Source organism: Shewanella yunxiaonensis (assembly GCF_018223345.1).
Classification (GTDB): Bacteria; Pseudomonadota; Gammaproteobacteria; order Enterobacterales; family Shewanellaceae; genus Shewanella; species Shewanella yunxiaonensis.
The window spans coordinates 3675089-3701991 of the sequence record NZ_CP073587.1 but is presented as its reverse complement, the minus strand read 5'-3'; the positions used below and the strand labels follow the sequence as shown (position 1 = coordinate 3701991).

Annotated in this window: 27 protein-coding genes; 20 read left to right on the top strand and 7 right to left on the bottom strand. The window is 50.3% G+C overall.

Features of this window, described 5'->3' with window-relative positions:
* Positions 1-33 precede the first annotated feature (33 nt).
* Positions 34-1416: a sigma-54-dependent transcriptional regulator gene (locus KDN34_RS16935; protein ID WP_212594859.1), complete on the bottom strand. Its 1383-nt coding sequence runs from the start codon at positions 1414-1416 to the stop codon at positions 34-36.
* Between the two features lie 280 nt (positions 1417-1696).
* On the opposite strand from KDN34_RS16935, the gene KDN34_RS16930 reads away from it, so the two are divergent.
* The 10 genes from KDN34_RS16930 (at position 1697) to KDN34_RS16885 (ending at position 10698) form a co-directional block, all read left to right on the top strand.
* A complete protein-coding gene (locus KDN34_RS16930; RefSeq protein ID WP_212594858.1) occupies positions 1697-2515 on the top strand; it encodes a substrate-binding domain-containing protein in 819 nt (272 codons plus the stop codon).
* Complete coding sequence (locus KDN34_RS16925) at positions 2512-3219, top strand: ABC transporter permease (RefSeq protein WP_212594857.1); 708 nt, start codon at positions 2512-2514, stop codon at positions 3217-3219. The genes KDN34_RS16930 and KDN34_RS16925 overlap by 4 nt, the downstream gene beginning before the upstream one ends.
* A gap of 8 nt (positions 3220-3227) precedes the next feature.
* Positions 3228-3935, top strand: coding sequence for an ABC transporter ATP-binding protein (locus tag KDN34_RS16920; RefSeq protein WP_212594856.1), 708 nt, complete (start codon positions 3228-3230; stop codon positions 3933-3935).
* On the top strand, positions 3919-4512 hold the full coding sequence (gene mobA, locus KDN34_RS16915; protein WP_212594855.1) for a molybdenum cofactor guanylyltransferase MobA: 594 nt from the start codon (positions 3919-3921) through the stop codon (positions 4510-4512). Before KDN34_RS16920 ends, mobA begins: the two co-directional genes overlap by 17 nt.
* 9 nt (positions 4513-4521) lie before the next feature.
* The gene (locus KDN34_RS16910; RefSeq protein ID WP_212594854.1) at positions 4522-6321 is read left to right on the top strand and encodes a bifunctional molybdopterin-guanine dinucleotide biosynthesis adaptor protein MobB/molybdopterin molybdotransferase MoeA; all 1800 of its coding nucleotides are present in this window, start codon (positions 4522-4524) and stop codon (positions 6319-6321) included.
* Positions 6322-6330: 9 nt separating this feature from the next.
* Positions 6331-7314 (top strand): GTP 3',8-cyclase MoaA, encoded by a 984-nt coding sequence (gene moaA, locus KDN34_RS16905; RefSeq protein ID WP_212594853.1) that lies wholly within the window; start codon positions 6331-6333, stop codon positions 7312-7314.
* Positions 7315-7362: 48 nt separating this feature from the next.
* Entirely contained in the window at positions 7363-7827 is a 465-nt protein-coding gene (locus KDN34_RS16900) for a hypothetical protein (RefSeq protein ID WP_212594852.1), read from the top strand.
* A 20-nt stretch (positions 7828-7847) separates the two neighbouring features.
* Complete coding sequence (mutM, locus tag KDN34_RS16895) at positions 7848-8717, top strand: bifunctional DNA-formamidopyrimidine glycosylase/DNA-(apurinic or apyrimidinic site) lyase (RefSeq protein ID WP_212594851.1); 870 nt, start codon at positions 7848-7850, stop codon at positions 8715-8717.
* A gap of 168 nt (positions 8718-8885) precedes the next feature.
* A complete protein-coding gene (locus tag KDN34_RS16890) occupies positions 8886-9317 on the top strand; it encodes a hypothetical protein (RefSeq protein WP_212594850.1) in 432 nt (143 codons plus the stop codon).
* 109 nt (positions 9318-9426) lie between these two features.
* Positions 9427-10698 carry a mechanosensitive ion channel family protein gene (locus KDN34_RS16885; protein WP_212594849.1) on the top strand — a complete coding sequence of 424 codons (1272 nt, stop codon included), beginning with the start codon at positions 9427-9429 and terminating at the stop codon, positions 10696-10698.
* A 518-nt stretch (positions 10699-11216) separates the two neighbouring features.
* Here the strand turns inward: KDN34_RS16885 and KDN34_RS16880 are convergent.
* Both KDN34_RS16880 and KDN34_RS16875 read right to left on the bottom strand, forming a co-directional pair.
* Complete coding sequence (locus KDN34_RS16880) at positions 11217-11975, bottom strand: NRDE family protein (protein WP_212596707.1); 759 nt, start codon at positions 11973-11975, stop codon at positions 11217-11219.
* A 60-nt stretch (positions 11976-12035) separates the two neighbouring features.
* The gene (locus tag KDN34_RS16875) at positions 12036-13574 is read right to left on the bottom strand and encodes a metal transporter (protein WP_212594848.1); all 1539 of its coding nucleotides are present in this window, start codon (positions 13572-13574) and stop codon (positions 12036-12038) included.
* A gap of 170 nt (positions 13575-13744) precedes the next feature.
* Between KDN34_RS16875 and KDN34_RS16870 the strand changes: the two genes are divergently transcribed.
* The 3 genes from KDN34_RS16870 to KDN34_RS16860 all read left to right on the top strand — a co-directional run bounded on the left by KDN34_RS16870 (position 13745) and on the right by KDN34_RS16860 (position 17606).
* A complete protein-coding gene (locus KDN34_RS16870) occupies positions 13745-14338 on the top strand; it encodes a YhgN family NAAT transporter (protein ID WP_212594847.1) in 594 nt (197 codons plus the stop codon).
* Between the two features lie 146 nt (positions 14339-14484).
* On the top strand, positions 14485-14790 hold the full coding sequence (locus tag KDN34_RS16865) for a hypothetical protein (protein WP_212594846.1): 306 nt from the start codon (positions 14485-14487) through the stop codon (positions 14788-14790).
* The gene (locus KDN34_RS16860) at positions 14787-17606 is read left to right on the top strand and encodes an immune inhibitor A domain-containing protein (RefSeq protein ID WP_212594845.1); all 2820 of its coding nucleotides are present in this window, start codon (positions 14787-14789) and stop codon (positions 17604-17606) included. The genes KDN34_RS16865 and KDN34_RS16860 overlap by 4 nt, the downstream gene beginning before the upstream one ends.
* Here the strand turns inward: KDN34_RS16860 and KDN34_RS16855 are convergent.
* On the bottom strand, positions 17581-18141 hold the full coding sequence (locus tag KDN34_RS16855; RefSeq protein WP_212594844.1) for a chorismate--pyruvate lyase family protein: 561 nt from the start codon (positions 18139-18141) through the stop codon (positions 17581-17583). The two genes, KDN34_RS16860 and KDN34_RS16855, sit on opposite strands and share 26 nt — an antisense overlap.
* Positions 18142-18241: 100 nt before the next feature.
* Here KDN34_RS16855 and KDN34_RS16850 point away from each other — a divergent pair, with 100 nt between their 5' ends.
* Complete coding sequence (locus tag KDN34_RS16850) at positions 18242-18664, top strand: flagellar basal body-associated protein FliL (RefSeq protein ID WP_212594843.1); 423 nt, start codon at positions 18242-18244, stop codon at positions 18662-18664.
* Positions 18665-18673: 9 nt separating this feature from the next.
* Positions 18674-19651: a 23S rRNA (adenine(1618)-N(6))-methyltransferase RlmF gene (gene rlmF, locus KDN34_RS16845; RefSeq protein ID WP_212594842.1), complete on the top strand. Its 978-nt coding sequence runs from the start codon at positions 18674-18676 to the stop codon at positions 19649-19651.
* Between the two features lie 220 nt (positions 19652-19871).
* On the opposite strand, the gene KDN34_RS16840 is transcribed toward rlmF, so the two are convergent.
* From KDN34_RS16840 to KDN34_RS16830, 3 genes are all read right to left on the bottom strand, one after another.
* Positions 19872-20903: an IS110 family RNA-guided transposase gene (locus KDN34_RS16840; protein WP_407695776.1), complete on the bottom strand. Its 1032-nt coding sequence runs from the start codon at positions 20901-20903 to the stop codon at positions 19872-19874.
* Positions 20904-21007: 104 nt separating this feature from the next.
* Complete coding sequence (locus KDN34_RS16835) at positions 21008-21913, bottom strand: helix-turn-helix transcriptional regulator (RefSeq protein ID WP_212594841.1); 906 nt, start codon at positions 21911-21913, stop codon at positions 21008-21010.
* 2 nt (positions 21914-21915) lie between these two features.
* Positions 21916-22767 carry a formate dehydrogenase accessory sulfurtransferase FdhD gene (locus tag KDN34_RS16830; RefSeq protein WP_212594840.1) on the bottom strand — a complete coding sequence of 284 codons (852 nt, stop codon included), beginning with the start codon at positions 22765-22767 and terminating at the stop codon, positions 21916-21918.
* A 277-nt stretch (positions 22768-23044) separates the two neighbouring features.
* Here KDN34_RS16830 and KDN34_RS16825 point away from each other — a divergent pair, with 277 nt between their 5' ends.
* From KDN34_RS16825 to KDN34_RS16805, 5 genes are all read left to right on the top strand, one after another.
* On the top strand, positions 23045-23500 hold the full coding sequence (locus KDN34_RS16825) for a DUF3305 domain-containing protein (protein ID WP_212594839.1): 456 nt from the start codon (positions 23045-23047) through the stop codon (positions 23498-23500).
* On the top strand, positions 23500-24123 hold the full coding sequence (locus tag KDN34_RS16820) for a DUF3306 domain-containing protein (RefSeq protein ID WP_212594838.1): 624 nt from the start codon (positions 23500-23502) through the stop codon (positions 24121-24123). Before KDN34_RS16825 ends, KDN34_RS16820 begins: the two co-directional genes overlap by 1 nt.
* 164 nt (positions 24124-24287) lie before the next feature.
* Positions 24288-25952 carry a 4Fe-4S binding protein gene (locus KDN34_RS16815; protein WP_212596706.1) on the top strand — a complete coding sequence of 555 codons (1665 nt, stop codon included), beginning with the start codon at positions 24288-24290 and terminating at the stop codon, positions 25950-25952.
* A 10-nt stretch (positions 25953-25962) separates the two neighbouring features.
* Positions 25963-26619: a TorD/DmsD family molecular chaperone gene (locus KDN34_RS16810; RefSeq protein ID WP_212594837.1), complete on the top strand. Its 657-nt coding sequence runs from the start codon at positions 25963-25965 to the stop codon at positions 26617-26619.
* A 74-nt stretch (positions 26620-26693) separates the two neighbouring features.
* Positions 26694-26894, top strand: a complete 201-nt coding sequence (locus KDN34_RS16805) for a twin-arginine translocation signal domain-containing protein (protein ID WP_212594836.1) — start codon at positions 26694-26696, stop codon at positions 26892-26894.
* Positions 26895-26903: the final 9 nt, after the last annotated feature.

The following is a 26903-nucleotide window of genomic DNA, read 5'->3' as shown; positions in this document are numbered from 1 at the left end:
GGTTACACCAAAGATGCGTTGAAACAGGGACACTTAATCCTCCGCCTCGGGATCGGTATCGAACCATTCTTTATATTTACGGTCGAGCGTCTTACGGGATACGCCCAGGACGCGAGCGGCGGCTGATTTATTGCCGTCGTTAGCATCTACCACCGCGGTAACATGGTCACGTTCTACGTCTTTTAAGGTCCAATCTAACGGGTAACCCGTTTGTACCGGCTGCTCCAATTTGGGCAATTCCTTCCAGTATTCTGCTGGTGGCTTCCCTAACAATAAGCAACGTTCAATCATATTGCGTAATTCACGAATATTTCCTGGCCAGGCATATTGTTGCAACTTGAGCAAATCTTCGTGACTCCACACCACTTCGCGCACTCCCAGCTCAGTGCCTAACTGGCGGGTGAAGTGGTGGGTTAACTCCACGACGTCTTCCGGACGATCACGCAATGGTGGGATCACAATATTCAACACGTTAAGCCGGTAAAACAGATCTCGCCGAAACTCGCCAGCTTCAACCTCTTCAGCCAGTTTACGGTTTGTGGCCGCGATCACTCGCACATCAATCGCCACTTCCTTTTCACTGCCAACGGGTCGAATCGATTTCTGTTCGAGTACTCGTAGCAGTGACGTTTGCATTTTGAGTGGCATTTCGCCAATTTCGTCAAGGAAGATGGTGCCGCCGGAGGCAAAACTAAACAGCCCTTCGCGGTTGCCTTTGGCACCGGTAAACGACCCCGCAGTATGGCCAAATAGCTCACTTTCTAGCAACTCTGGCGCAATCGCGCCACAGTTAACTGGCACGAAAGGGCCTTGGCGACCACTAAGCATATGCAATTGTCTGGCGACCAGCTCTTTACCCGTGCCGGATTCGCCCTCAATTAGGATGACCGAGTTAGTGGGGGCAACGCGTTCAATGATGCGCTTCACCTCTTTCATGGCATTGCTATTGCCGATAATTGAGGAGGAATAACCGATGGATACCTCACGCCGTAGCATCAGGTTTTCCCGTTTCAACAAGCGTCGCTCTATACAGCGATCCACCGACTTCATCATCTGATCCAGATGGAATGGCTTAAGGATAAAATCGGAGGCACCTGCCCGCAGTGCCTGAATGGCAACATCCATATCGGCATAGCCAGTCATAAAGATGATGTCAGAACGGCGATCCTGATCATCCAAGGCTTCGCGCCACTCAATACCCGAGCGTCCCGGCAGGCGAATGTCCACAATCAGCAGATCGAAATGGCAGCGACTGCGCAAATTTTCAGCATCTTCAATGCTGGCAGCGGTCTCGACCAACGCGAATTTTTTGGTTAACGCCTTGCTCAGGAAACTGCGCATGCCGGGTTCATCGTCGACAATCAGTACCGATACGGCGGATGGCAGTGGTTTTAATGGTGGATCAATTTGGCTCATAGAATTATTCGGCAAGACATTTTGACTCAGAAGCGTAACATTCTAGCATTGATGTTGCATAAATAGGTCAGTATGGGCCATATAAAAGCCTGTGTGTGACAAATTGTCTGGCTGGTTTTTAATAAGCATGTGATAAAGTTCACATTGCTTGCACAGTTCCGATTGAAAATTGCACAAAGTTGGTGCTGGCATTCTTATTGCTTCAACCGGCAGAAATAAAAATAGAAGGGTTTTTCTCTCAGGATGTGGAGACCTAGTCACTAATGTTCAAGGAGCAATTATGTTGAAACTGAAGCAACTGATGGGGTTTGTTGCTGCTGCAGGGATGCTGTTAAACGTCACTGCGTACGCCCAGGATACAAAAGTTATCAAACTGGCGACCACTACTAGTACCGAAAACTCAGGTTTGCTGGGTTATCTGCTGCCAAAGTTTGAAGCAGACACCGGTTATCAAGTGCAGGTTATTGCAACTGGTACGGGTAAAGCATTGAAACTGGGAACCCAGGGTGATGTGGATCTGGTGATGACCCACGCTCCTAAGGCCGAAGCAAAATTTGTTGAAGATGGTTTCGGTGTAGAGCCACGTGGCATTATGGAAAATGATTTCGTAGTGTTAGGGCCAAAAAATGACCCTGCCAAGATCCTCGCCAGCAAGACCGCTGAAGAAGCCTTCACCAAGATTGCCAAATCCGGCATTCCTTTCATTTCTCGTGGTGATGATTCCGGTACCAACAAAAAAGAAATTCTGATCTGGAAAGCGGCTAACGTGACTCCAGATTTTGCCGGTTACAAGTCTATTGGCCAAGGCATGGGCAAAACTTTGTTGATGGCCAACGAAATGCAGGCTTATACACTGTCTGACCGTGGTACCTATATCGCGTATAAAGGTAAACTGGATCTGCAAGTGGATTTTGATGGCGGCAAGACCTTAGCCAACCCTTACCAGGTTATCCTGATCAATCCTAAGAAATATCCAGATCTGAACCACAAAGGTGCGCGTGCGTTCAGTGACTGGCTGATCAGCGACAAAGGTCAACAGTTGATCAATAGTTTCGAAGTGCAAGGACAGCAGCTGTTTAAAGCCACTTATCACAAATGACAGAAGGCTGGTTAGCCCTGATACAGCAGGCGTTTCGCCTGCTGTTTACGCTGGACCCGGAAGTCTGGTCCATTATTTCTGTTTCCTTCTCCGTGTCGTTCGCGGCACTTCTCATCACGCTGATCCCGTCGCTTGTCCTGGGCTTTACCTTGGCATTTAGCCGCTTTCGTGGCCATTGGATAGTGATCAACTTAGTGCAGACGCTACAGTCAATACCCACTGTGGTCATAGGTTTGTTGGTCTATCTGCTGCTGACCCGCAATGGCACGCTGGGTGATCTGCGCTGGTTATTTACTCAAAAAGGGATGATCTTGGGCCAGATGATGATCTGTGCGCCGGTGCTGATTGCTATGAGTCATGCAGCGTTCACCAGTGTCGATAAGCGCGCCTGGGAAACTTGTCGTACCTTGGGTGCCAGTTGGTTAGGCGCCGTATGGATTATCTGCCGGGAATTGCGAGTACCATTACTGATGGCGATAATTGCGGCATTTTCGCGGATTGTCACTGAAGTGGGCTGTTCGATGATGGTCGGTGGTAACATTGATCACGTTACCCGCAATATTCCCACCGCCATTGCTCTGGAAACCAGTAAAGGTGATTTTGCTCAGGCAATAGCGTTAGGGTTGGTGTTGCTGATCCTGGCTCTGATCCTGAATTTTATGTTGGGTATATTGCGCGGGGCTGCCCAGCCTCGAAGTCATTAGGATGTAATATGTGCCGAATTATCGCCAGTGACATAGCGGTGTACTTTGGTGAACGGTTACTGTTTACCGCGCCGCAATTGTGTTTCAGCAAGCAAGATGTGATCTTTCTGCAAGGGGACAATGGCTCCGGCAAAACCACGCTGATGAAACTGCTCGCCGGATTAATGCCACCCACTCAAGGGCAAATCCGTGCTGAAGACTTTGGCGAAATTTCACGCTGGCGTAAAGATTCTTTGCTGGGCAAAGCGTTGTATTTGCACCAGCATCCCTACCTGTTTGAGGGCAATGTCAGCTACAATCTGAAATTGGCTCAACGCTATAGCGTGTTGTCTGCTGCAGAACAACGGCAACGGATGTCGTCGGCAATTGAACTTGCGCAGTTAGGTGACCTGTTAAAAGCGAATGCAGCGACTCTTTCCGGAGGGGAACGGCAACGACTGGCGTTAGCTCGTGCATGGTTATTAAAACCGGTATTGCTGATGCTCGATGAACCCATTTCCAATATGGATAAGGTGTCACAGCAACTGGTCTTCAGCATGATTGAAGAGCTGAAAAATCAGGGTACCGGACTGTTGCTCAGCAGTCATCAGGACTCTGAGTTAATTCGGTTATGCAATGAGCGCTGGCTGATTGAGTCACAAACAATTACAACTTCCCAAATATTTATTCCGGGTACCCCCGTGGAGTTGAACAGACATCATGTCGCAGCAGATTGAAGCAATAATCCTTGCTGGTGGACTGGCAAGGCGAATGGGTGGTGAAGACAAGGGATTGATTGAGTTATTGGGCAAACCCATGATTGCTCATGTTATTGGCCGACTTAAAGATCAAGTAAATAAGATACGGATCAACGCCAATAAAAATCAGGACAGGTATGCTGAACTCGGTTTGGACGTCTTTGCCGATCAGCTGGAAGGTTTTCTCGGCCCGTTGGCGGGGATCTACAGTGGTCTGGCTGAATGCCAATCATCGCTGATGCTGGTGGTGCCATGCGATTGTCCGCTGTTACCCTTGGATTTAGTATCCCGCATGCAACAGCAGTTACTGGCCGCAAATGCTGATTTGGCGGTCGCCACTGATGGCGAACGCGATCATTCGGTGGTGATGCTGTTAAAGCCCGAATTACGGCAATCGCTAAAGACGTATCTGGAAACTGGCCAGCGCCGAGTTGAGAGCTGGTATGACGAATTTAACGTGGCCAGAGTATCGTTTGCCGATCAGCCCAACGCCTTTGTCAATGTCAACACGCATGAACAGAAACAGCAGTTGGCTGAGGTGATATCAAAAGCTTAAGAGGTTTATATGAGCACCGTTTTTCATAACCCGCTTCCCATTCCTGTTTTGGGGTTTTGTGCATACAGCGGCACCGGCAAAACCACTTTGCTGAAGCAGCTGATACCCGTACTTAACCAACGTGGACTGCGCTTGGCGGTGCTCAAACATGCCCATCACAATTTCGATGTGGATATTCCTGGCAAAGACAGCTACGAGATGCGCAAAGCCGGTGCCCGGCAGATGCTGGTGGCATCACATGTGCGTTGGGCCTTGATGACAGAAGATCCGCAGGAGTCTGACCCTGACTTAGTGCATCTGCTGCAACAGTTGGAAGCCGATAAAGCTGATCTGGTGTTAGTGGAAGGCTTTAAAAAACTGGCACTGCCCAAAATTGAATTGCATCGCGCAGCATTAGGTAAGCCGTTTATCTATACCGAGGATCCTAACATTCTGGCGGTTGCCTGCTGTGCCGATACCGAGTTGCCAGCACAAATCCCGCGACTGGATATTAACAATATCGCGCAGATTGCGGATTTCGTCTTGCAGTATGCCGCCGAATGGCAGCCCGAAATACCCAAAAGCAAATCGTTGCCTCTGGACGCCTGTGAAACCGGTGATGGTGACAATCTGTCAGTACGTCAGGGGATTGATAACATCCTGGCACAAGTGCAGCCGATTACGGCTGTCGAACCGCTGGCGCTGGATGATAGTGATAACCGTATTCTCGCGCGGGATGCCATCTCCCCGGTTAACGTGCCGCAACAGACCAATTCCGCGATGGATGGCTATGCCTTTGTCTATCAGGAGCCGCTGCCTGAGCGTTTTGTCGTGAAGGGTGAGGTATTAGCCGGTCACAGTTATGACGCTGAGCTACAGCCAGGCGAAGCGGTTCGTATCATGACGGGTGCGCCGCTACCGCGAGGCGCTAATGCGGTGCAGCCGCGGGAACTGGCCGATGAGACCGCTGGTTATGTGAGTTTTTCCGGCAAAATGAAATTGGGTCAGAACGTGCGGCTGGCCGGTGAAGATATCGCCGAAGGCGCAGTTGCCCTGCCCGCGGGCAGTCGGCTCGGAGCTGCAGAACAGGGGCTATTGGCTTCGCTCGGGTTTGCTGAAATTACTGCGGTGCGTCGTCCAGTGGTTGCCGTGTTTTCTTCTGGCGATGAGGTGTGTCAGCCGGGGAGCGAACTGAAACCAAACTGTATTTATGACTCCAACCGCTACACCATTAAGGCAATGGCGAAGCGATTAGGATGCGATGTTATTGATCTGGGCATTATTGAAGATTCTGAAGCCGCGCTTACGGCTGCTCTTGCCGGGGCTGCAGCTAAAGCCGATATGGTGATTAGCTCTGGCGGTGTATCAGTGGGCAACGCCGATTACATCAAAAAAGTGCTGGCGGCGATTGGTGAAATTCACTTCTGGCGTATCAATATGCGCCCGGGGCGCCCATTGGCATTTGGCAAAGTGAACGATGCCCTGTTCTTTGGCTTACCCGGTAATCCGGTGGCGACCATGGTGGTGTTCCTGATGTTTGTGCAACCAGCATTGCGTAAGCTTGCCGGCGAGCAGCATTGGCAGCCGCAATTATTGCCAGCGATTGCAGATGAAACCTTTAAAAGCCGTCAGGGCCGCACTGAATTCAGTCGGGCAATCGCTACCCTGGGTAATGATGGTCAGCTGCATGTGCGGGCTACCGGTTCCCAGGGATCTGGCATGCTCAGTTCAATGGTTAAAGGTAATTGCCTGGCTATCATTGGCGATCAGGATGAGCGAGTTGATGCCGGTCAGCCGCTTTATATTTTGCCGTTTGGCGCGCTGCTGTGAGGTATTGTTATGGGCCTCAGCGATGGTTTTTCTCGTAAAGTTGAATACCTGCGATTATCCGTAACTGACAGATGCGATTTTCGCTGTGTTTATTGCATGGGCGATAATCCCAGATTCTTGCCCAAGCAGCAGGTGTTGTCGCTGGAAGAGATGGCCCATGTCTGTCAGGCTTTTACCGAAATGGGTGTGACCAAAATCCGCTTGACCGGTGGCGAACCGCTGATGCGCCGTGATGTCACGCAGCTGGTTGAACGCTTAAATCAGTTACCTGGATTACGTGAGCTGTCGATGACAACCAACGGCTCGCATCTCACCAAACTGGCGCCCGCATTAAAAGCAGCAGGACTCTCTCGCCTTAACATCAGCCTCGATACGCTTAACCCGGAACGTTTTCAGGAACTGACGCGGATTGGTAAGCTGGAGCGCGTTATCGCTGGAATCGATGCCGCTTTAGATGCCGGGTTTGAGCGGATCAAGGTCAATGCAGTGATCCTCAAACAACGCAATGAAGATGAGATCCTGGCGCTGGTGGAGTTCTGCCGTGGTCGCGGTCTGGACATCGCGTTTATTGAAGAGATGCCGTTGGGCGAAATGGCAGAGCGGCAATCGCCACGTTATATGTCCAGTGATGATGTACAGCAGGCGATCGAGCAACATTATCCGTTGACGCTGTCGAATCGGCGCACGGGTGGCCCTTGTCGTTATTTTCAAATGCCTGATAGCGATATCCATATCGGTTTTATCTCCCCTCATAGCCACAATTTCTGTAATGAATGTAACCGGGTACGGTTAACAGCGGATGGGCGGCTGTTATTGTGCCTCGGTAACGAAAACTCGGTGGATTTAAGGCAAGTGGTGCGTGAACATCCGGATGACCTCGAGTTGTTGCAGCAAACCATCGCCGAGTCATTGCAACGCAAGCCGCGTTCCCATCAGTTTGATCAGCCTGACGCGCCGCAAATTTTGCGTTTTATGAACGCCACTGGTGGCTAAGGTATTGTCAGTGCTACACTGACGCCAGGTTTCTCCGGGGTAGCAAATATGGCGTTGTCGCGCAGACAGTGGAATAACATCCTGATCATTGCATCAATCGTAATGGTCGGATTGCTAACACTGTTGGACAAACATACCCGCGATACCCCCAAGGAAACCGTACCGCTGTTTGATGCACAGGCGCAATTGGCGCAGTTACAGTTATCCGGGATGTGGATGGCGCGCAATGCCCGTGGTGAATGGCAATGCGACCCACAGGTGTTGAATTGCCAGCAATGGGTCGATAGCTGGTTACATATTCGCGTATCCCCACTATTAGCCGCGCCAGCACCTGATAATAAGGCCAAGCCACAAGAACTGTTGTTGCAGTTGTCTGACCGCGAAGCCCAGATCTGGCTGTTATTTCCTGAGACGGGCTTGCTGAAATCTGCTGCGGGTAATTGGTATCAGATCCCGCCAAGTTTACGCCCCGCGCTGTTACCATTGCTCAATGCTCAGCCCCAATCGCATTAACGCCAAGAGATTGTCTATCTATGCCTGAATTACCTGAAGTTGAGGTTACTCGTCGTGGTATTGAACCCTGGTTAGTGGGGCAGACAGTACGTCGATTAGTGGTTCGTAATGGCAGTTTGCGCTGGCCGGTACCAGAGTTGGCCCAGCAAATTGCGGGTCAAACGATCTGTGCCGTGCGTCGCCGCGCTAAGTACCTGTTACTTGACACTGAAGCGGGAACGGCAATTGTACATTTGGGCATGTCTGGCAGTTTACGCATTCTCACCCGCGCGACGCCACCAGCAAAACACGACCATATCGACCTGGAGCTGGAGAACGGCCGAGTGCTCAGGTTTAATGACCCGCGTCGTTTTGGTGCCTGGCTATGGTGTCAGTTGCCGGAGCAAGCGCATCCGCTGCTGTCTCATCTGGGGCCAGAGCCGCTGACCGATGCCTTCAGCCCTGCTTATCTGCAACAGGCGCTTCGTGGGAAAACGAAAGCCATTAAACAGTGTTTGATGGATAACGCCGTTGTGGTGGGCGTGGGAAATATCTACGCCAATGAAGCCCTGTTCGCTGCGGGTATTCATCCGCAACTGCCTGCGGCCGCCGTTAAACCCGAGCAGTTACTGCTGCTGGTCACCGAGATCAAAGCGATTTTGGCACGAGCCATTGAACAGGGCGGTACCACTCTTAAGGATTTCGTCAACGCTGATGGTAAACCGGGTTATTTTGCACAGAAGTTGCTGGTTTACGGTCGCGGTGGTCAGCCGTGTTTGCATTGTGGTAAGGAATTATCTGAAATTCGTCTCGGTCAACGCAGTACCGTATTTTGCCCTGTGTGTCAGCCCACGGCTCGTAAAACAAATACATCCCTAAAAGCAAGCAAGTCCCTAAAAACTGGTCGCTGAAATCGGTATGGGATATCGCAGCAGCATTAGTGAAGCGACTGTGACGGAGTGTCATTATTATTGTTATATAATAGATAATGCTAGACATTTCATAGCATTATGTATAGTTACCAGACCAATAAAAGCCGTTAGCCTGAGCGACTCTCCCTGCTGTTATAAGGATGAAGGGTGGCGACCTGTTTCAGAGCGTTTGCCCGTCAAAGTATCCATTGTGGTATTACGGCGATTTTGGCGTTATTGGCGGGATACTTGTGGTTTCATGTCACCGGACTGGCGGATACCGTAGCTGCCAAGGCGTTTTGCGAGGTGTTACCGTTACAAATCACCGAGTCCCCACGGCAACAATGGCGTGCTGAAGTCAGTTATTCGAATTGCAACACCGGTCATCCGCATCAGTGGTACAGCTATTTAGCATTAATCGACAAAATTGCTGGTAAGCGATATTCGGCGCTGATGGTGGTGAAGGGGCGCCACGAACCACTGGCTGTCGACGGGCTGGCTGATGGTCAGCTGCATGTAAGCGGTGTTCCGGCTAATGAGCGGGTACATTTTGAGCAACCGATCATCCGTGAGATTTCATTGGTCTTATCACCACAATAATTTTTTAGATCTGCCATTCAACAACTGTTAAACCAACAAGTTAAACGGTATGTTACGCTAGCATCTGCCGACGGGGGTCGGCACAGTTAGCGGTGTGGAGATTGCAGCTTTGGAAAAAGATATTCGTGTTGTGTTGTCGGACTGGTTGGCGCGGCTAGGTGTTAACAGTGAACCTTCGGGTTGGCTGGCAACATCAATTCTGATCCTGAGCAGTCTGTTGGTCGCGGCTATCGTTTATATCATCATCCGTCGCGGGGTGGTACAAGCGATGAATCTGATGATTGTGCACTCCAAAGCCACCTGGGATGATATCTTTTTGAAGCACCGGGTGTTGGAGAAGTTGTCATTGCTCGCTCCGGCAATAGTGCTCAATTCTTTAGTGCCGCTGGTGCTGACAGAACATCGGTTGGCCAGCGGTCTCATCGACAAGCTGTTGAGTATCTGGCTGGTGGTGGTGATGGTCCGGGCGTTGTATGCGGCGATGGATGCCATCAATGAAGTCGCAGATGTCAAACTGATCAGTCGGCGCCTGCCTATCAAAAGCTTTGTGCAGTTGTTTAAACTGTTCCTGTTTTTCGTCGCGTTGATTGTCAGTATTTCGGTGCTGGCAGATCAGTCACCTATTTATTTCCTCAGCGGCTTGGGTGTCGCCACCGGTTTAGTGATGTTGGTATTCAAGGATACTATCTTAGGGTTTGTGGCGGGGATCCAGCTGGCGGCTAACCGAATGGTCAGTCCAGGGGACTGGATCCAGATGGATAAGTATGGCGCAGATGGTGCTGTAGAAGAGGTATCGCTCATCACCGTTAAAGTGCGTAACTGGGATAAAACCATCACCATGATCCCGGCTTATGCATTGGTTTCGGATGCGTTTCGTAACTGGCGTGGCATGTCGGAATCGGGTGGCCGACGCATCAAACGTGCGTTGAATATTGATATCAATTCCATCCGCTTTCTGACGGAGGCAGACCGCAAGCAACTGGCGAAAATCAACTATCTGAAAGAATACTTGCCGAAAAAAATCAGTGAGCTCGGGCAATCCAACGCCAAGGTATCGGATATGGATATGCCGGTTAATGGCCGCCGGCTGACCAATGTCGGCACTTTTCGCGCCTATCTGGTGGAGTATCTGAAACACCATGACAAGGTGCATCAGGATATGACCCTGATGGTGCGGCAGTTGGCACCAACGACAGAAGGATTACCGCTGGAACTCTATATCTTCACTAATGATACCCGCTGGGTAAATTATGAAGAGATCCAATCCGATATCTTTGACCATATCTTTGCCATTTTACCGCAATTTGATCTGCGGGCATTTCAGGCGCCAACCGGTAATGATATCCGTAGTCTGCGGGGTGTGCCGCTGGCAGACAAATAAGCGTTGGGTAAGCTGTCATGCGCCAGTTAACTGATAGTAGCTTGTTGATTATCTTGAAAAGAGTTACAAGCAACTATGGATAAGGATGGCGCATGACAATTTGGCGAACCTCGTTACTAGGCTGTGGCATTTTATGCCGTTGCATGGCGACAGCGGTGCCTACTGATAACACTATGGCGTTGCTGCCACTTCAAGATGACCTGGAATCGGGGCGATATTAAGGCCCATACGCAGGGTTACTGGCACAATGACAAGTAGCGTTTTGTCTCAGGTAAACGCTGTGTCAGCGGTTGGACGGCGATGCTTAGCACCTATCAGCAAAATTACCTCGATAAGAAAACCGTGGGATAACTTTGCTTGCAGGTGGGCGCTGTCCACATGCTCAGTCATTATGCGGCGTTAGTTATCGGACAATCGCCATTGCAACAGCCCACCGACAGGCGTGTTTACCTTATTAGTAGAAAACCATAATGAACAACGGGTTATTGTCTATGACCACACATCATTACTGCTGAACATCAACCCGAAATTGCAAAGTGGAAACTCTCCTGCCCCAGCACTTTGCCATCGCTGTTATACCGCACCTCATGGAAATGGATCTCCCCCGCATGATTCTGTAATAGTAAGCTGGTGCTGCGAGTCCCATATTGCGGGTGCCGAATAAAAATCGCTGATAATTTCCGTTCCCATTCACTATCAATGCCGGTGTCCGGTAATTGTGCGCTTTCTGCTTCGGTATCATCCTGCATAATGTCTAGCAATGTGGCGTAATCCAAAGGCGCAGCACCGACAATTTTTTGCTGCAATGCCTGCGTTCCTCGCGCCATCTTCGGCCAGATGTCATCAAGGGCGCCATTGCTGATCGCATGAAAGCCGGGTGTCAGTGGCTGCAGATTCTCACCAAGACTGTTATAGCAATACAAATGGTCAGCATCGCCGTAAAGCAGATTGAAAGGGTTATAGTCTTGTCGGTGCTGCTGTAACCACTGGGGACTGACAGACTGGCTGAGCGCCCGAATGACCAGTTCACCACGGCTACGGCAATTATCGCGGAGCAAATGAGGTGCGCGGATATTGGTGATCGCCGCCAGGGTGCCTTGCCTATTTACGCCTAACCAACTGCCTCCAGCGCTCAGGTCTTTACCCGCCAGTAGTTGCTGCTGTGGCGGCCAGAAATGTGCCGCCTGCGAAGGCCGATGATGGTATTCGTCCCGATTAGCACACAGGATTAGTGGGTAATCTGGGTGTTGCTGCAATGCGACAAACAGAATACACATCATCAATCCTCCATCAACTTATGGTCGCAGCATAGCCTGCCTGACCCCAAAAGCCCTAACTCAGTGATGATGTTCCGCGTGACTGTGGTGGTGTGCAGCGGTATTAGCAAGCTGTAACTGCGGTTTCAGTGCCCGTAAAAATCGTCTCGGTCCCTGGCGTAATAAGCTAATAGCAAACAGGATCGCCAGTAACATTAACGCGATAGTGCTGATCGTTGTTTGCTGAGGTAGCAGCAACTGCCACTGTGGCTGCCAGTAAGTTGCTAATCCTAATATGACAGCTAATACTGCTAATGCCAGCGACTTTTGAAGCAATGACAACACTCGCAGTTGACTGATGCTGAGCAACTGGGCACCACAAAGGCACATCACCAATGCCGGTGAATTCCAACCGCTATAGGCGAGGGTAGCAGCCATGACGGTGCTGCCAAGCGGGCTGAACTGCAATGGAATGAAAACTAGCGCGAGTACAGCAACTTGTACCCAATTGTTGTCTAATGGTACCGAAGGATGGCCGATTAAATTGGCCAATAACAGACTGAGCAGAATCCATGGCGCGCTGCGATCAACACCATAGCTGAAGCCAAATGCCAAAGCGCTGGTGTGTGGCCGCGGCAGTACATCTACTGGCGTTGCTTTAAGCACAGTCAGCAACCCGCCCACTAATAACAGTGACAGCAACTGTAGTCCTGCAAAGGCGGGTCCCAGTAATAGCAGCGTCAATAACAGAACTTCGGGGGCGGCCAGTCGTTGCAGCCATTGCAACAGTGGATTTTGGCTATCAGGTTTCAGATTACATGCATAACGCAGCGTCGCGGCAACATGGGCCAGTATCAAGGCAGGAGCCAGCATTAATAACCAGTCGACAAGTTGCACAGATTCATGGGCGTGTTCGTGGGCATGTTCACCTGAATCCATCAGCATCAGTACGGTCAGTAACCCTAAACCCAACAAACTTCCGAATCCGGCATACAGTTCGTAATGGCCGTTGCTGTCATTGTCATTACCATGTGGTTGATGCAGCACCACATGCAGAATAGAGCCAGTGACAAAGGCTTGTAGGTAGACGGTATTGTCCAGGCTGAGATGTTGCAGGAGTTGCTCCCCGGCGACATAGCCAACACTGGTTAATAACATCATCAGTACCAGCACGGCCCATGCCCAACGTGCACCGGCATGAGGTTTTAACAACCACCAGATGGCCAATCCTACAGGTAATCGATGCAGGATCACACCAAGTGCCAACAGACTGTAATTGCTGTCCTGCTGTGCCAGCACAATGGCGCCACCATCAGTGACGGTGTGCAGCAACAAACCGGTGATCCCTAAAATCAGCGTAACGTTGTGAGTGAGGTCCGAATAGCGATGGAACAACTTTTCGCTGGCAGATGGTCCCCAGAGTCCGAGTACCACAAATACCAGTGCCAGCAAACCACCATGCTCCAGCAGTTCTGGCAGAATATGCACCAGTACCAGGCCACCTAAGGAAACGAAGATGAAGCCATCCAGTCCTTTATGCAGGCCGCTACCTGATGATAACCAACGATAAAAGATCGGACCGAGCAAAAGGGCCACGCAGCTGGCAACAAGGTATAACATGGGTACCGTTAATGAAATTGAAAAGCGTTGTAGTATAGCAAGTGTGCTGATAATGAGCAGCAGGTAATTTACTTGCCGCCAGAGAAAAATATCCTGCCAAGAATGCCGAAATTCCGTTAGAAAACCTATACAATATGCCACCTTGTTGAAATCTGCCGGGCTGACAAACCATGGATATTCTGTCTGCTGCCGTGATGTTATTCTTGATTATGGATCCGCTGGGTAACTTGCCAGTTTTTGCTTCGATATTACGGCATATTGATCCGAAAAAGCGCCGCCACGTGCTGGTCCGCGAACTGGTGTTCGCGCTGGTCATCATGTTGATGTTTCTCTATGCGGGTGAGGCTATTCTTAACTTCCTGAATCTACGTTCTGAAAGCGTCAGTATTGCAGGTGGTATTATCTTGTTCCTGATCGCTATTCGCATGATTTTCCCTCAGCCAGGCGGCATTGTTGGCTTGGCGGCTGGTGAAGAGCCGTTTATTGTGCCGATGGCCATTCCGCTGATGGCTGGCCCGTCAATCCTCGCTGCTTTGATCCTGCTGGCACATACCGACAGCAGTAAGATGCTGGAATGGACCGTGGCTTTGGTCTCTGCTTGGGCAGTTAGTGCATTTATTTTGTTGTTTTATAAAGTATTCAATAAAATACTTGGCGATAAAGGTCTGACCGCCGTTGAGCGTTTGATGGGCATGGTGCTGGTGATGATTTCCGTACAGATGTTCCTTGATGGTATCGCGCGGTATCTCTCTTCAGTCCAATAACCTTGCGAATTTGCCGCGCTGAGCTGGGCCTCGTTAGCCCGGCTTAACTGCCGCTGAACAATTACCCTTTTTTACATCTGAACTGCTTGTCTTCTATTGTTGTCTACAGTTAATGTGATGTTCCTGAGTTGTTATGGGGGTGTTCAGTGATCAGTCGCTATTCTATTCTCGGGCTGCCTGTAGCATTTATGCTGATGGGGGCCAGTGCCTGCCAGTCTTCGCCTCAAGCTGAAAATTCCACGACACCTGCGCCAACGGTCGCGCCAGTGCCATTGACGCCCTGTGGGAGTGGGGCCCCGCACCTTGATCGCGAGAAAATCAAACAGTTGTTATTGGAGCAAGGTGTGCTGACTCCAGAGATGACGCAAGAACAGCAGCAACAGATCCTCAGTGACTATATTCGCAAACGCCAACAAGCTTACAGCAAATGTAAAAAGGAGCCCAAAGCATGAACCGTAGAGATTTGCTCTCCTTTATTAGTGGTATCAGTTTGCTGTTTGCTGGCGGTGTCAGCGCTGCTCCAGCCCCACGAGATCCGGCGATTGCCAATCAACAACAGATCCTCTACTGGCTGCAAAAAAGAGGGGAATTGGCGGTTGATGCCTCAGACTTAGCGAAACAACAGGCGCTGGCGTCATACATGGCGGCCGGCAAGTTGACAAAAGAGCAGTTAACCGTTGTCAGCCAGCAACAGCAATTAATGAAAACGGCATTGCTGCGCAGTCAGAGTAGTGGCCTTAGCAGTAAATTGCAGCGGGTATCCGCGGCTGATGCGAGTGTAACTAAGACAGTGAAAGTGTTAGCGGTGTTGATCGATTTTCCTGACTTGCCGTATGACAACAATCGGTTAACGTCTGCCGATACTGACATGTACTACAGCAGTTATCCGGCGTCACACTACAACGATTTGTTGTTCTCAGACGCTGGCTTTAGCGGCCCCTCAGGGCAGAATCTGGAGTCGGCTTACCAATATTACCAAGCCGTGTCCGGCAGCACTTTCTATTTTAGCGGTGCGGTTAAAGGCTGGTTTACCGCTAGCCATGATGCGGCATATTACGGTGCGAATGATCCGGATAATAACGACAGCGACATCCGTGCCACGGATTTAGTGGAAGAGGCCGTGGCCAAGGCCGCCGCGACTATGTCAGCCGATGAGCTGGCACAATATGATGTTGAAGACCCTTACGACCTTGATGGTGATGGTGTCCTCGATGAGCCCGATGGCATTATCGACCACGTGATGGTGTTCCACTCCAGTATTGGTGAGGAGTCTGGTGGCGGGGTGTTAGGCTCTGACGCCATTTGGTCGCACCGCTTCTATGTGCCATCGTCTGGTGGCTATGGTCAGCTGATCCCGGGAACGTCAAAACGCGTGTTTGGCTACACGATTCAGCCAATTGATTCCTCCGTTGGCGTATGTGTGCATGAATTCGGTCATGATCTGGGATTGCCGGATGAGTATGACACCGGTGCTGTTGAGGATGGCGAGCCGGTAGCCCTGTGGTCCTTGATGTCGAGCGGCAGTTGGACTGGGTCTCCTGGTGGCTCAGCGCCTTCTGGGTTTAGCCCTTATGCCCGTGACTTTTTACAGCAGCGTTATAAAGGTCTGTGGCTGAATCAACAGACTATTGACTACTCAGCGTTGACCGCAGATGGTACCGATGTTGTGCTGAATCAGGCAACAGATGCAAATAATATCAACCAATTGGCGATAACCTTACCGGTTGGCACTGTGGCTATAACCGCACCCTACGCTGGCGCATATCAGTATTATTCAGGTGAGGGAAATAACCTGAATAACGCCATGTCCTTTGATGTGCAGTTGCCAAGCAGTAGCAGTTTGACCCTGACAATGAAAGCTCGCTGGGATACCGAGAAATATTATGATTACGCTCAGGTACTGGTCGATGGTGTGGCAATTGCCGGTAATTACACGCTAAGTAGCAATAGTATCAACAATGCAGCCAACATCATTACAGGCGACTCCTCCACGTTATCGGCAGCCGACAATAATGGCTGGGTAACGCTCTCTTATGATCTGAGTGCCTATGCGGGACTGAACAAGCAGATCAGCCTGGTTTATAAAACCGATGAATCGCTCGGTGGTGAAGGTTTCCAGATAGATAATCTGTTGATTAATAGTGGGTCTAGCAGCGTGTTTGCCGACAACGCGGAGCAGGATAATGCGGCGGTCACTTTAGGTGGCTTTATCCGCACTGGTGACACCCGTCCAGGCAAAGGTCGCAGTTATCTGGTGCAGTTACGTAGTTACAATGGTGTGGACAGCGGCTTGCAGTTGGCAGCTTATGATCCTGGCGTGTTGGTGTGGCTGCGTGATGATGAAGTCAGTGATAACAATGTTTCCGAGCATCCCGGCAAAGTATTCATTGGGGTCGTGGATGCTGACCAACACGTGATAGGCACAGAATCAACGTTAGTGCAGGTTCATGACGCAGCTTTCAGTCTCTACAACCAGAGTTATTACCCTAATGACAGTTATCGGTTAGCAAATAGCTTTTTTGATGACCGGGAGGATTACAGCGGTTCAACAATGCCGCAGGCTGGCATTATCCTACCAGCCCTGGGTGTCACCATTGAAGTGGTGTCGCAGGAGCAGGATTCCAGCCAGGCTACCGTTCGTGTCGCGTTGGCTGGAACTAGCCAGCCAGCCGCTTTGGCTGCCGGTATCAGTGTTTCGGCACAAAATACTACGGTGAGTTTCAGCGGCAGTGCCAGTGGTGGCACTGCGCCGTATCACTATCAGTGGAGTTTTGGGGACGGAAATAGCAGTAGTGAACAGAATCCAACGCATACTTACACCTCAGCCGGGGCATACGCTGTGGCGCTTACGGTGACGGATGCTGCTGCTCAAACGGCCACGATTACCAAACAGATCACGCTCAGTTCCACACTAACGGCTGCCTTTGGTAGCAGTACCAGTGGCTTGACCGTGCAGTTTACCAATCAGAGTAGTGGTGGCAGTGGCTCCCTTAGTTACAGTTGGAGTTTTGGTGATGGGAGCAGTAGTACCCTGACCTCCCCGACGCATACCTATAGTGCAGCGGGAAGTTACACGGTCACATTAACCGTTAGCGATAGTAATAATGCCAGCAGCAGCGCGAGTGCCAGTGTCGCTGTCTCGGCCCCAACGGCCAGTACTAGCAGCTCTGGTGGGGGCAGTATGGGTCTCTGGTGTTTGCTCGGATTAGCGTTGACTGCCTTTGGACGGCGTAAGTCATTACTCAGATCAGTGGTGGCAAACGCTTAACCGCTTCCGGTAAAAAGAATTCCGCCACCACTAATGGCTGCTGCCGATAACTAAAGTGTCGGCGGCGGCCCCAGATTTCGGTTACCCCTTCGACTTGCCCGAGGGCACGAGCCAGCTGTTGGATGTTACCGGTTGCTGGGGCTAATCCCCATTCCATCATGCCCGCATGACATTGCGAGTCACTGAACAACAACTCACCCAATGGACGGTTACCAAGATGCTGCAATTGTTGTTGAGATAACGTCAGCGGTGCCAGCGTGCGGGCAAATATCCAAGGTCGACCGTCAAGGCATAGTAGCGCCTCACGGATCCAAAGTTGCTGGGTGATATCCGGCCATTCTCCCGGTAACGGTGTGAGTTCACGTTCTCCGAGCAATTGCACTTCAAATTGTTCACAGCACTGCTTTAACCGCTGCGTCAGACTACCATCAGCGATGAGCCAGTCTTTCAGTGGGGAAACAGGAAAAGATACTTGGTGATCAACAACCCATTGGATAATATCACCAAAAGGAAAGCTTGAACTGGTCAGATTCATCAGTTAGCCGATACAATAGGTAGACTGACGGAGTCTAGCACGACTGGTGCTCAGGCTAAACCGGGGAACTTGCAGTCGCCAACAGGAGTGATGCCATCCCATGAAAAAATTACTGTTACTCGCATTATTGACGATGATGGGTGCGTGGCTACCAGTGCATGCCGCAGAGACTGAAAAAGAGCAACCTGCAGCGACTGAGGACAACTATGCTTACTACGGTTTCGAGCCGGAAATCGTCACGAACTACATCTCTAACCGCAAGAAATTAGGATTTGTGCGCATCAGTGTTGAGTTGATGGTGAAAAATCCCGATGACCTGTTGGAGATCCAGCATCATGATCCTTTGTTAAGGTCGGCAATTGTCGAAATTCTCGGGAATCAGACTGAGGATAAGGTGAAATCCCTCACCGGCCGCGAAGAGATCCGTAAAGAATGTTTTGACACCGTCAACCGCTTGCTGCAGCAAGAAACCGGCAAGGAGTTGGTGGTCAACCTGTTGTTTACCAGCTATCTCTACGACTGATCGCCGTTAATGATACCAACGAAATCGCCAGTATTGCGGCGGGATAAGGGATTGCATCCGCGCAATCGTCATCGACAAGGATATGATTTTGTCGCGCTGGCTAAGCAATACCCGCCGTTGAAATCACACTTGCTGACTACTGCTTACGGCCAGCTATCGATCAATTTCAGCCAACCTCAGGCGGTTAAAGCACTGAATGCCGCCTTGCTCAAACAACATTATGGCATTGTTGGCTGGGATATTCCGGCCGGTTATTTGTGTCCGCCGGTGCCTGGTCGCGAAGACTATTTGCATCATTTGGCCGATCTGTTAGCCGATGGCCACAAAATTCCCCAAGGGCAACAGACCGTAGGGTTGGATATTGGCACAGGGGCTAACGGTATTTACCCGTTACTCGGCAGTGCCATTTATGGCTGGCAATTTGTTGGCAGCGATATTGATGCGCAGGCGCTACAACATCTGCAACACATCATCGACCGTAATTCCCAAGCGGCCAAGTTGATAAGGTTGCGTCATCAGCCGCAGTCGCAGCATATTTTCGACGCGGTCATTCAGTCAGAAGACCACTTTGATTTCACCATGTGTAACCCGCCTTTTCACCGCTCGGCGGCGGAGGCTAGACAAGGTAGCCAACGCAAGCTCCACAACCTTGCTACCAATCGTGGTGAAAAAGTGCCGCATAAGGTGTCGCTGAATTTTGGTGGTCAAGCAAACGAATTGTGGTGTGACGGTGGTGAAGCCGGATTTTTACGGCGGATGATTGCCGAAAGTCAGCACTATGCTGCACAGGTCTTGTGGTTTACCTCGTTGATTTCCAAGTCTGAAAATTTGCCATTATGCTATAAATTGCTTGAGCAACAGCAGGTGGCAACTGTGAAAACATTGCCGATGACGCAAGGTAATAAGCAGACTCGCATACTGGCCTGGAGCTACCTGAACGATAAAGCCCGTCAGCAGTGGCGACGGAGCAAACCCCGTCCTGACTGATAAAAATGTATGGTCCGCCTCGTTGTTGCAAGAATAAAATTCAATAACGAGGTGGGTCTGCGCTAATGTATTCGGAGTCTCTGTTGGAGGCTCTCGCCTACCGCTCCACGATGAGTTCCGCGCCGGAATATCCTCAAAAAAGCCCAAAGCATTTTTACTGCTGTTTTTTATGTCAGGTTTTACTCCGGTGGTTCTACCGTTTTCGTCATCTTCACTCTATTCATGCAAACTCATGTTGCAGCTTTGCTGCATTAAACGCTTCTTTACTTCTTAATACTGACCATACAATTCTCGCCAGTTTATTGGCCAGTGCCACGCAGACTACATTAAACGGTTTCGTAGCCCTCAGCTTTATCAACCATTCACCAAAGACTGCTCCAGATGTCTCTGGCCTGGCTAAAATCGCACGCGCGCCATGGATGAGCAGCGTACGTAAGTGCTTATTCCCGCGCTTGCTAATCCCGAGTAATCGCGGCTTACCTCCGGAGGAGTGTTGATGAGGCACTAACCCCAGCCAAGCTGCTAAATCGCGCCCATTTTTGAATTGCGCAGCATTACCTAACTCTGCTACACATTGAGAAGCCGTGATGTCACCAATGCCCGGTATCGACTTCAATAACTGTGCATCACCGTGCGTAGCCAGTTGTTGCTTAAGCTTGATGTCTTGCTCGGCAATCCGCGCTGAGAGGTCATCATAATGCGAATGAAGCCCTGCAAGTTCAGCGATGAACTGCGCTGGCAGTTTTTCAGCATGCTCTGCCAACCACAGGAATAAACGCTTCATGACGCTATGGTCTCTTGGCAGACTGACACCAAATTCCAATAACAACGCCCCAATGCGTGACATACAAGCTGTGCGCTCTTTGATATAGCCTTGTCGCACGCGATGAATCGCTGACATCATCTGTGCCGCTTCTGTTTTTACCGCGACAAAGCGCATCGATGGCCGTCCGGCAGCTTCAGCTATCGCATCGGCATCAATAAAGTCGTTCTTGTTACCTTTGACGTAAGGTTTTACATACTGCGGTGGAATGAGTTTGACGTGATGCTCAAACTGCTGACAAAGACGTCCAAGCCAATGTGCACCACCACAAGCTTCAAAAGCGATAGTGGTAGGTGGTAGTTGCTGAAGAAAAAGAATGAGTTGTTTGCGGGAAAGCTTCTTACGCACAACCGTTTTACCTGCACGGTCATGGCCTACAAGATGAAAGTTTGACTTGCCTAAATCGATACCGAGTACTTGAATAAACATGATGGTCTACCTCCTGTCTAGCCTAATCTCAGCATAGTCGCTGAGAAGGGAGGCGGACCATCACATTAAGCCCGCGGTTGCGGGCTTTTTTAATCTGATCAGTGTTACTGCGGACTCCACAATAACTGACCACAGTCGGTCAGATCATAGCCGCCCAGCATCGCTGCCATCTGCCTGGCCGCTGCGCCAGACAACGACTTGAATAGCTGCTGTAATTGACGGCGGAAATAGATGCCCTGTGGCATCACGAAATCAAAGGATTCGGTTACCAGTGGCACAAAGCCTAAACCACTTTCCATTGCGACCGCCTGACAACCAAAACCGATGTCGGCATCCCCACGTGCCAGATAGCCTGCTAATTCGCGTTCGCTATAGGCCGTCAGCACTATGTTCAAATCCTTGATACTGCCGCCGCGTTTCAATAGCCAGTGTTCAAGATGTTGTTGGCTGCCAGCACCACCCTGACGATTAACCCAGCGCCACGGCAGGTCAATGACTTTATCCTCTTCCTGACACAGATGATGCAGTTCCGGGCGGACGATCAGCCCTTGTTGCCGGTTATAGCCGTGCACCATAATCCACTGCTGATGATTCGGATAGCCTTTCAACAAGGCGGTATGGCGCACATTCCGTTCTTCAGCGCTGCCCCAATGCAGGGTACAAACATCTGCATAGCCTTTAGATAAAAGCTCCAGTCCCAACCGCGAACCCGTAGCGCTGTAACTGATCAGCTCCCGACTGCCGACTTCTGCCATCAACCGGGCCACTTGCATTGATAATAGTGGATCGTCGCTGCCGGTGATCAGCAGTCGGTCAGATAACATGCCGCTATGGCAGGAATCCATCAGCCAGCGGTCGATCAGGATTTTGGGGAATAGCCATTTGCCAGTGATTTTGGTGGCTGGCAGCATCCGGTCATTGGCCATGGCGTAGACTTTTTTCTCATTGAGATCGAGATATTCAGCTACCTGCTTGGCACTCATGTATACCAGTTCACTGGGTTCGGTCATTGCTACTCCTGCGAAACCTTAAGGTTAACGGCTTGGGGTTCATCAAAGTCGATATTGTCAGCGCCATGATATACCAAAAAATGCCGTCCCTTGGCACGTGCAATCATAGTGATCCCAAGCTTTTGTGCTAACTCTAACCCCATTTGGGTGACGCCACTGCGGGACAGCAATACTGGAATGCCCATTTTGGCGACTTTAATAACCATTTCTGAGGTCAATCGGCCAGTGGTATAGAAAATCATATTGCCACCACCTTGTTGTTGCAGCCACATCTCGCCTGCCAGGGTATCGACTGCATTATGACGGCCGACATCTTCCACGAAGGAGTTAATGACATCACCTTCACACAAGCCACAACCGTGCACTGCTCCGGCATTTTTGTAGGTGTCGTTATACTGGCTGATATTGCGTAACAGGCTATAGATCATGCTTTGCTTTAAGTGGGGTTGCGGCAAGCTGATATCGTCCAGCCCCTCCATAAATCCACCAAACACCGTCCCTTGACCACACCCGGTTGTGACCGTCTTTTCAGCCAGCTTGGCATCCAGATCTGTGGTTTGCTCTTGCGTAATGACCGCGGCAGAGTTGACATCCCAATCGACGATGACAGATTCCAGTTGCTTGATATCTTTGATGAATCCCTGATTTTTCAGGTAACCCAATGCCAATGACTCTGGTCGGGCACCCAAGGTCATCAGCGTGACAATCGGTCGCCAGTTAAGATACACAGTAAGTGGGCGCTCACAAGCCACCGATTTCTGTTGTACTGTGCCAGTTTCATCGACGGCGGTGACATTGATTGTCAGCGGTACTTCGGCGGCGGTTTTTATCAAATGCAATTTGGCTTGGGTCATGATCGGACTCATGCAAAAAATTAAGACTCAGATGATAGCAATAATCATACCCGCTCAGAACCGAACGTATAAATGCGTGATCCACGCCAATGCTCCGTGACTCGGGAGCGTATATTGTGCAAAGTGTCATTCGAGGTGCGACATATTGTCCGTTACCCTGGCCAGAATACTTGACCGCTATCAAAAAATATTTCGATTATGCGTTTGGTTTATTTTTTGCATGAGCCTATCGTTAACCCTGTAACCCGAAAATAATGACTCGGGAGGAAGAATCCTTATGCAGCATACTCAAAGCGTATGGCCCATGTACGTTTCACTGAAAAAGGTGGAAAAGCAAATTGGGCGCTGGTTGTCGGAAAGCTGGGAACTTGATCAAGTGGTGCCCGGTACTCACGAAGCCCCCGCCGGAGCCACCCTGGTGTTACTGGAACTGTTTCTTGATGAACGCGCCAGCTATCGACTGAATCTCGATATGGATAATCCCATGCTCTATGTGGTGTGCGATGAGTTGGAAGATGGCACCTGGGTACCCGCCGCGATTTCAGCAGATCAGAATGTGGCTGCAGGTTGTCTTGAAGGTGATACCCCAGTGCTGAATCTGCCGATGCCCGAAGCGATCGCGTGCTGGATTGAGGCATTTATCTCTGAGCATGGAGAAGTGGAAATCTCTGCTCATCGTCGTAAACATGTGAATCGCCGTAAGGAAGTGGCCGAAGAACAGCGGAGGCATTGATGGCGGAAGAGCGCAGTTTTCTCAGCCGATGGGCCCAGCGCAAGCAGCAGGCCCAGCAAGGTACGGATATTCCCGATGAGCCAGAAATTGTGGTGGACGACGAGGTTATTGCATCTTCGGTCACTGCGGAAACCGAAACAGCGATATCGGTGGCAGCACAAAATGTGCCAGCGAGTGCTACCGACACTGACTCGCTGCTGACTGCGGACGATTTACCCGATCCGGATAGCATTGAAATCGGCGGCAGTTTTGCCAGCTTTATGGCAAATAATGTTGATCCCGATGTGAAGAAAAATGCATTGCGTGCATTATGGAAACAGCCGCATTTCAGCGAAATTGATGGCATGATGGAATATGCGCTGGATTACAGTTGTCAGCCGACGCTGAGTGCTGAAGTATCCAGCCAGTTGGCCAAAAAGGTCTTTCGTCATTTGCTTGAAAAGACTGAGGATGCAGTAAAGGATGCGGTCACCGAACTAGCCGATGCGCCAGCAGTTAACAGTGAAGTATTAACACAACCGCCAGCAGAAGAGCACTTGGCGGACAATTTGGACGAGCGCTTGACGGCAGATAGCCAAAATGCCGCATCTGTAGTGCAAACCTCGGACAAAAGAGTTGTTTGACGTCAGTTTAGCAGTATCCAAATACCATAATTATGGTATGTGAATTGCTGATAGTTTCAATAAATCAGGTTGTGGAAAAGTTTATAAATCAATAAGAAAAGCATAGAGATACTAACAATCACCACAGCCAAATACCTGTTCAGGAACGCAAAGTGAGCAATAGTGTGAGCAACAGCCCCGCCCAGCAAGCGCTGCGGCAGGTGCGTAATGAGGTAAAACAGCAGACTCGTATTCTGCAAAACCTAATCCCGCCCACCGTCAGTTACACCACAGAGGGGAGTGTGTTGGTGATTGGGCCTGAGGATCTTGCCAGACTGGCCGCGGACAAATTGTCCGGTATGGCTGGCAGGGTCATTTTAGCCAATGAGCCGATCACCAGTCAGGATGAAGCCCATCTGGAAAAAGTGATGGCGGCCGCCGAAGATGTAGAAACCTATTACAACAAAATCATGTCTGTAAAAGGGTTTTTGGGGCAGTTTCAGGTCACTGTTGAACATAACGAGGGTGTCGCTGAGTTAAGCAAAATTGCCCTACGCAAGGCGCATTTTGATCTGATTCTCGATTTAAGCCAGACACCACTCATTCAGTTGGAAATGCTGCCCCCTGGCTATTTTTATGTCGGTCAGGATCCCGAAAAACTCGCGCAGGCGTTAGAAGAATTGCCACAGATGGTGGGACAGTTTGATAAGCCGCGTTATGTGAAAATCAATGCGGATATCTGCGCCCATTACCGCAACGGCATCAATGGCTGTAATCGTTGTCTGAATTTCTGTCCTGCGGACGCGATTAAAAGTGTTGACCAGCAGATAGCCGTAGACCCGTACCTGTGTCACGGTGCTGGCAGTTGTAGTAATGCTTGTCCTACTGGGGCACTGACTTACGACCTGCCAACCCCACAAGCCCTGCATTCCTACCTGAATAAGCTGATCAATCGTTTTATCGAGAAATCGGGTACCGCACCGGTGATTCTGTTTCATGATGCAGCGCAAGGTGCAGCATTAATCACCGATGAGCTGCCTGGTGATGTATTGGCGGTAGAGCTTGAGGAAATCACCGTTGCTGGTATGGACCACTGGTTCGCGGCGCTGGCCTGGGGGGCGCGTCAGGTACTGATTTTCAATACCACCGCCACGGCTCCCAGTCTAACCCAGATGTTGCAAGGCGAGCTGCAGCTTGCCAATACGCTGTTGCAAGAAATTGGTCAGCCACAACGTATCTCTTTGATTGGTGAGCAGGATCTTGCAGATCTGTGGCCTATACTTGATAGCAGCTTGAGCTGGCCGGTTATGGTGCCAGCGACATTCGCCGCTGACAGTAAGCGCGCCACATTATTCGCGGCTCTGGATTACCTGAATGACCATGGTAAACAGGCAAAGCAGTTGCTACCTATGAGCAACGTGCCTTATGGCCGGGTTAAGGTAAAGACGGATGACTGTACCTTGTGTATGTCATGTGTTGCGACCTGTCCGACCCAAGCGTTACAGGATGGTGGTGATAAACCGGCACTGTATTTTGTCGAACAGGATTGCGTGCAATGTGGTTTGTGTGAAGCCGCTTGTCCAGAAAAAGTGATCAGTCTTGAACCTGCGATTAACCTAGATAAGGTGAATCGCCAGCAGCGTCAGACATTGAAAGAAGAAGCGCCGTTCGAATGTATTCGTTGCGGCGCGCCATTTGCGACCCAGTCTATGGTGCATCGGATGCTGGAGATGGTCGGAACCCACAGTGCGTTTAGTGCCAATATTGAACGCCTGAAGATGTGTGGTGATTGCCGGGTGAAGGATATGTTTGAAGAGATCCTCAACGACCCAGAAAAGCAACTGAGATAAGAGAGCCGTTATGACCGAAACAACAAAGCAAATATCCGAAAACGATCAACTCAGGGCCGACATTTATCAGCTGCTGGCGGCGTTGCTTAGACGCGAACCCACTCAGGAGTTGTTGCAGTTTCTTGCTAATTTGGAAGTGGATGCCAACGAAGACAATGATATGACCCGTGCCTGGCTGGCATTAAAACTGGCGGCGGCACAGTTCAAACCAGAACAACTACAGGATGAATATTTCAACCTGTTTATTGGCGTCGGCGCTGGTGAAATTCTGCCTTATGGCAGCTGGTTTATGACCGGCTCGCTGATGGATAAACCGCTGGCATTGTTGCGTCAAGACCTGATGCAACTGGGGTTTGAACGCCAGGAAGATGTAAAAGAGCCGGAAGACCACGTAGCGGCACTGTTTGAAGTGATGAGTGTGTTAATCCTTGAAGCACCATCACATCAGCAACTGGGGTTTTACCGCCGTCACATTGGCAGTTGGATTGTGCGCTTCTTTGACACACTTTCACGTTGTCAGAGTGCTGCCTTTTATGCCGTGGTTGCGCAATTGGGTCGCGCATTTTTTGAAACCGAAATCGCTGAATTTGAACGGCTGGTGTTAAGTACCCCTGTGGTCGATACCTCAGACGTTCAGATCCAGCCTAAAGCCAGTGAAATGGCTTGATTGACAGGTCTGTGATCTAACAGATCATGCGATGTGGGAGTTCGCTCCCACTTACATTAAAACAAGGAGACGCTATGAAGAAGCAAGCTTCCGATATGAGTCGCCGTCAACTGCTGAAAGCATTAGCTATCGGCAGTGCCGCCGGAGCTGTAGCCACTGTGAGTGGTCAAGCAATGGCAGCTGCGCCAGAGGCTTCAACTGAGCCAAAGCCGCAAGACGGGTACCGTGAAACCGAGCATATCCGCAGTTATTACGACACTTTGCGTAGTAAATGATAAAAAGGA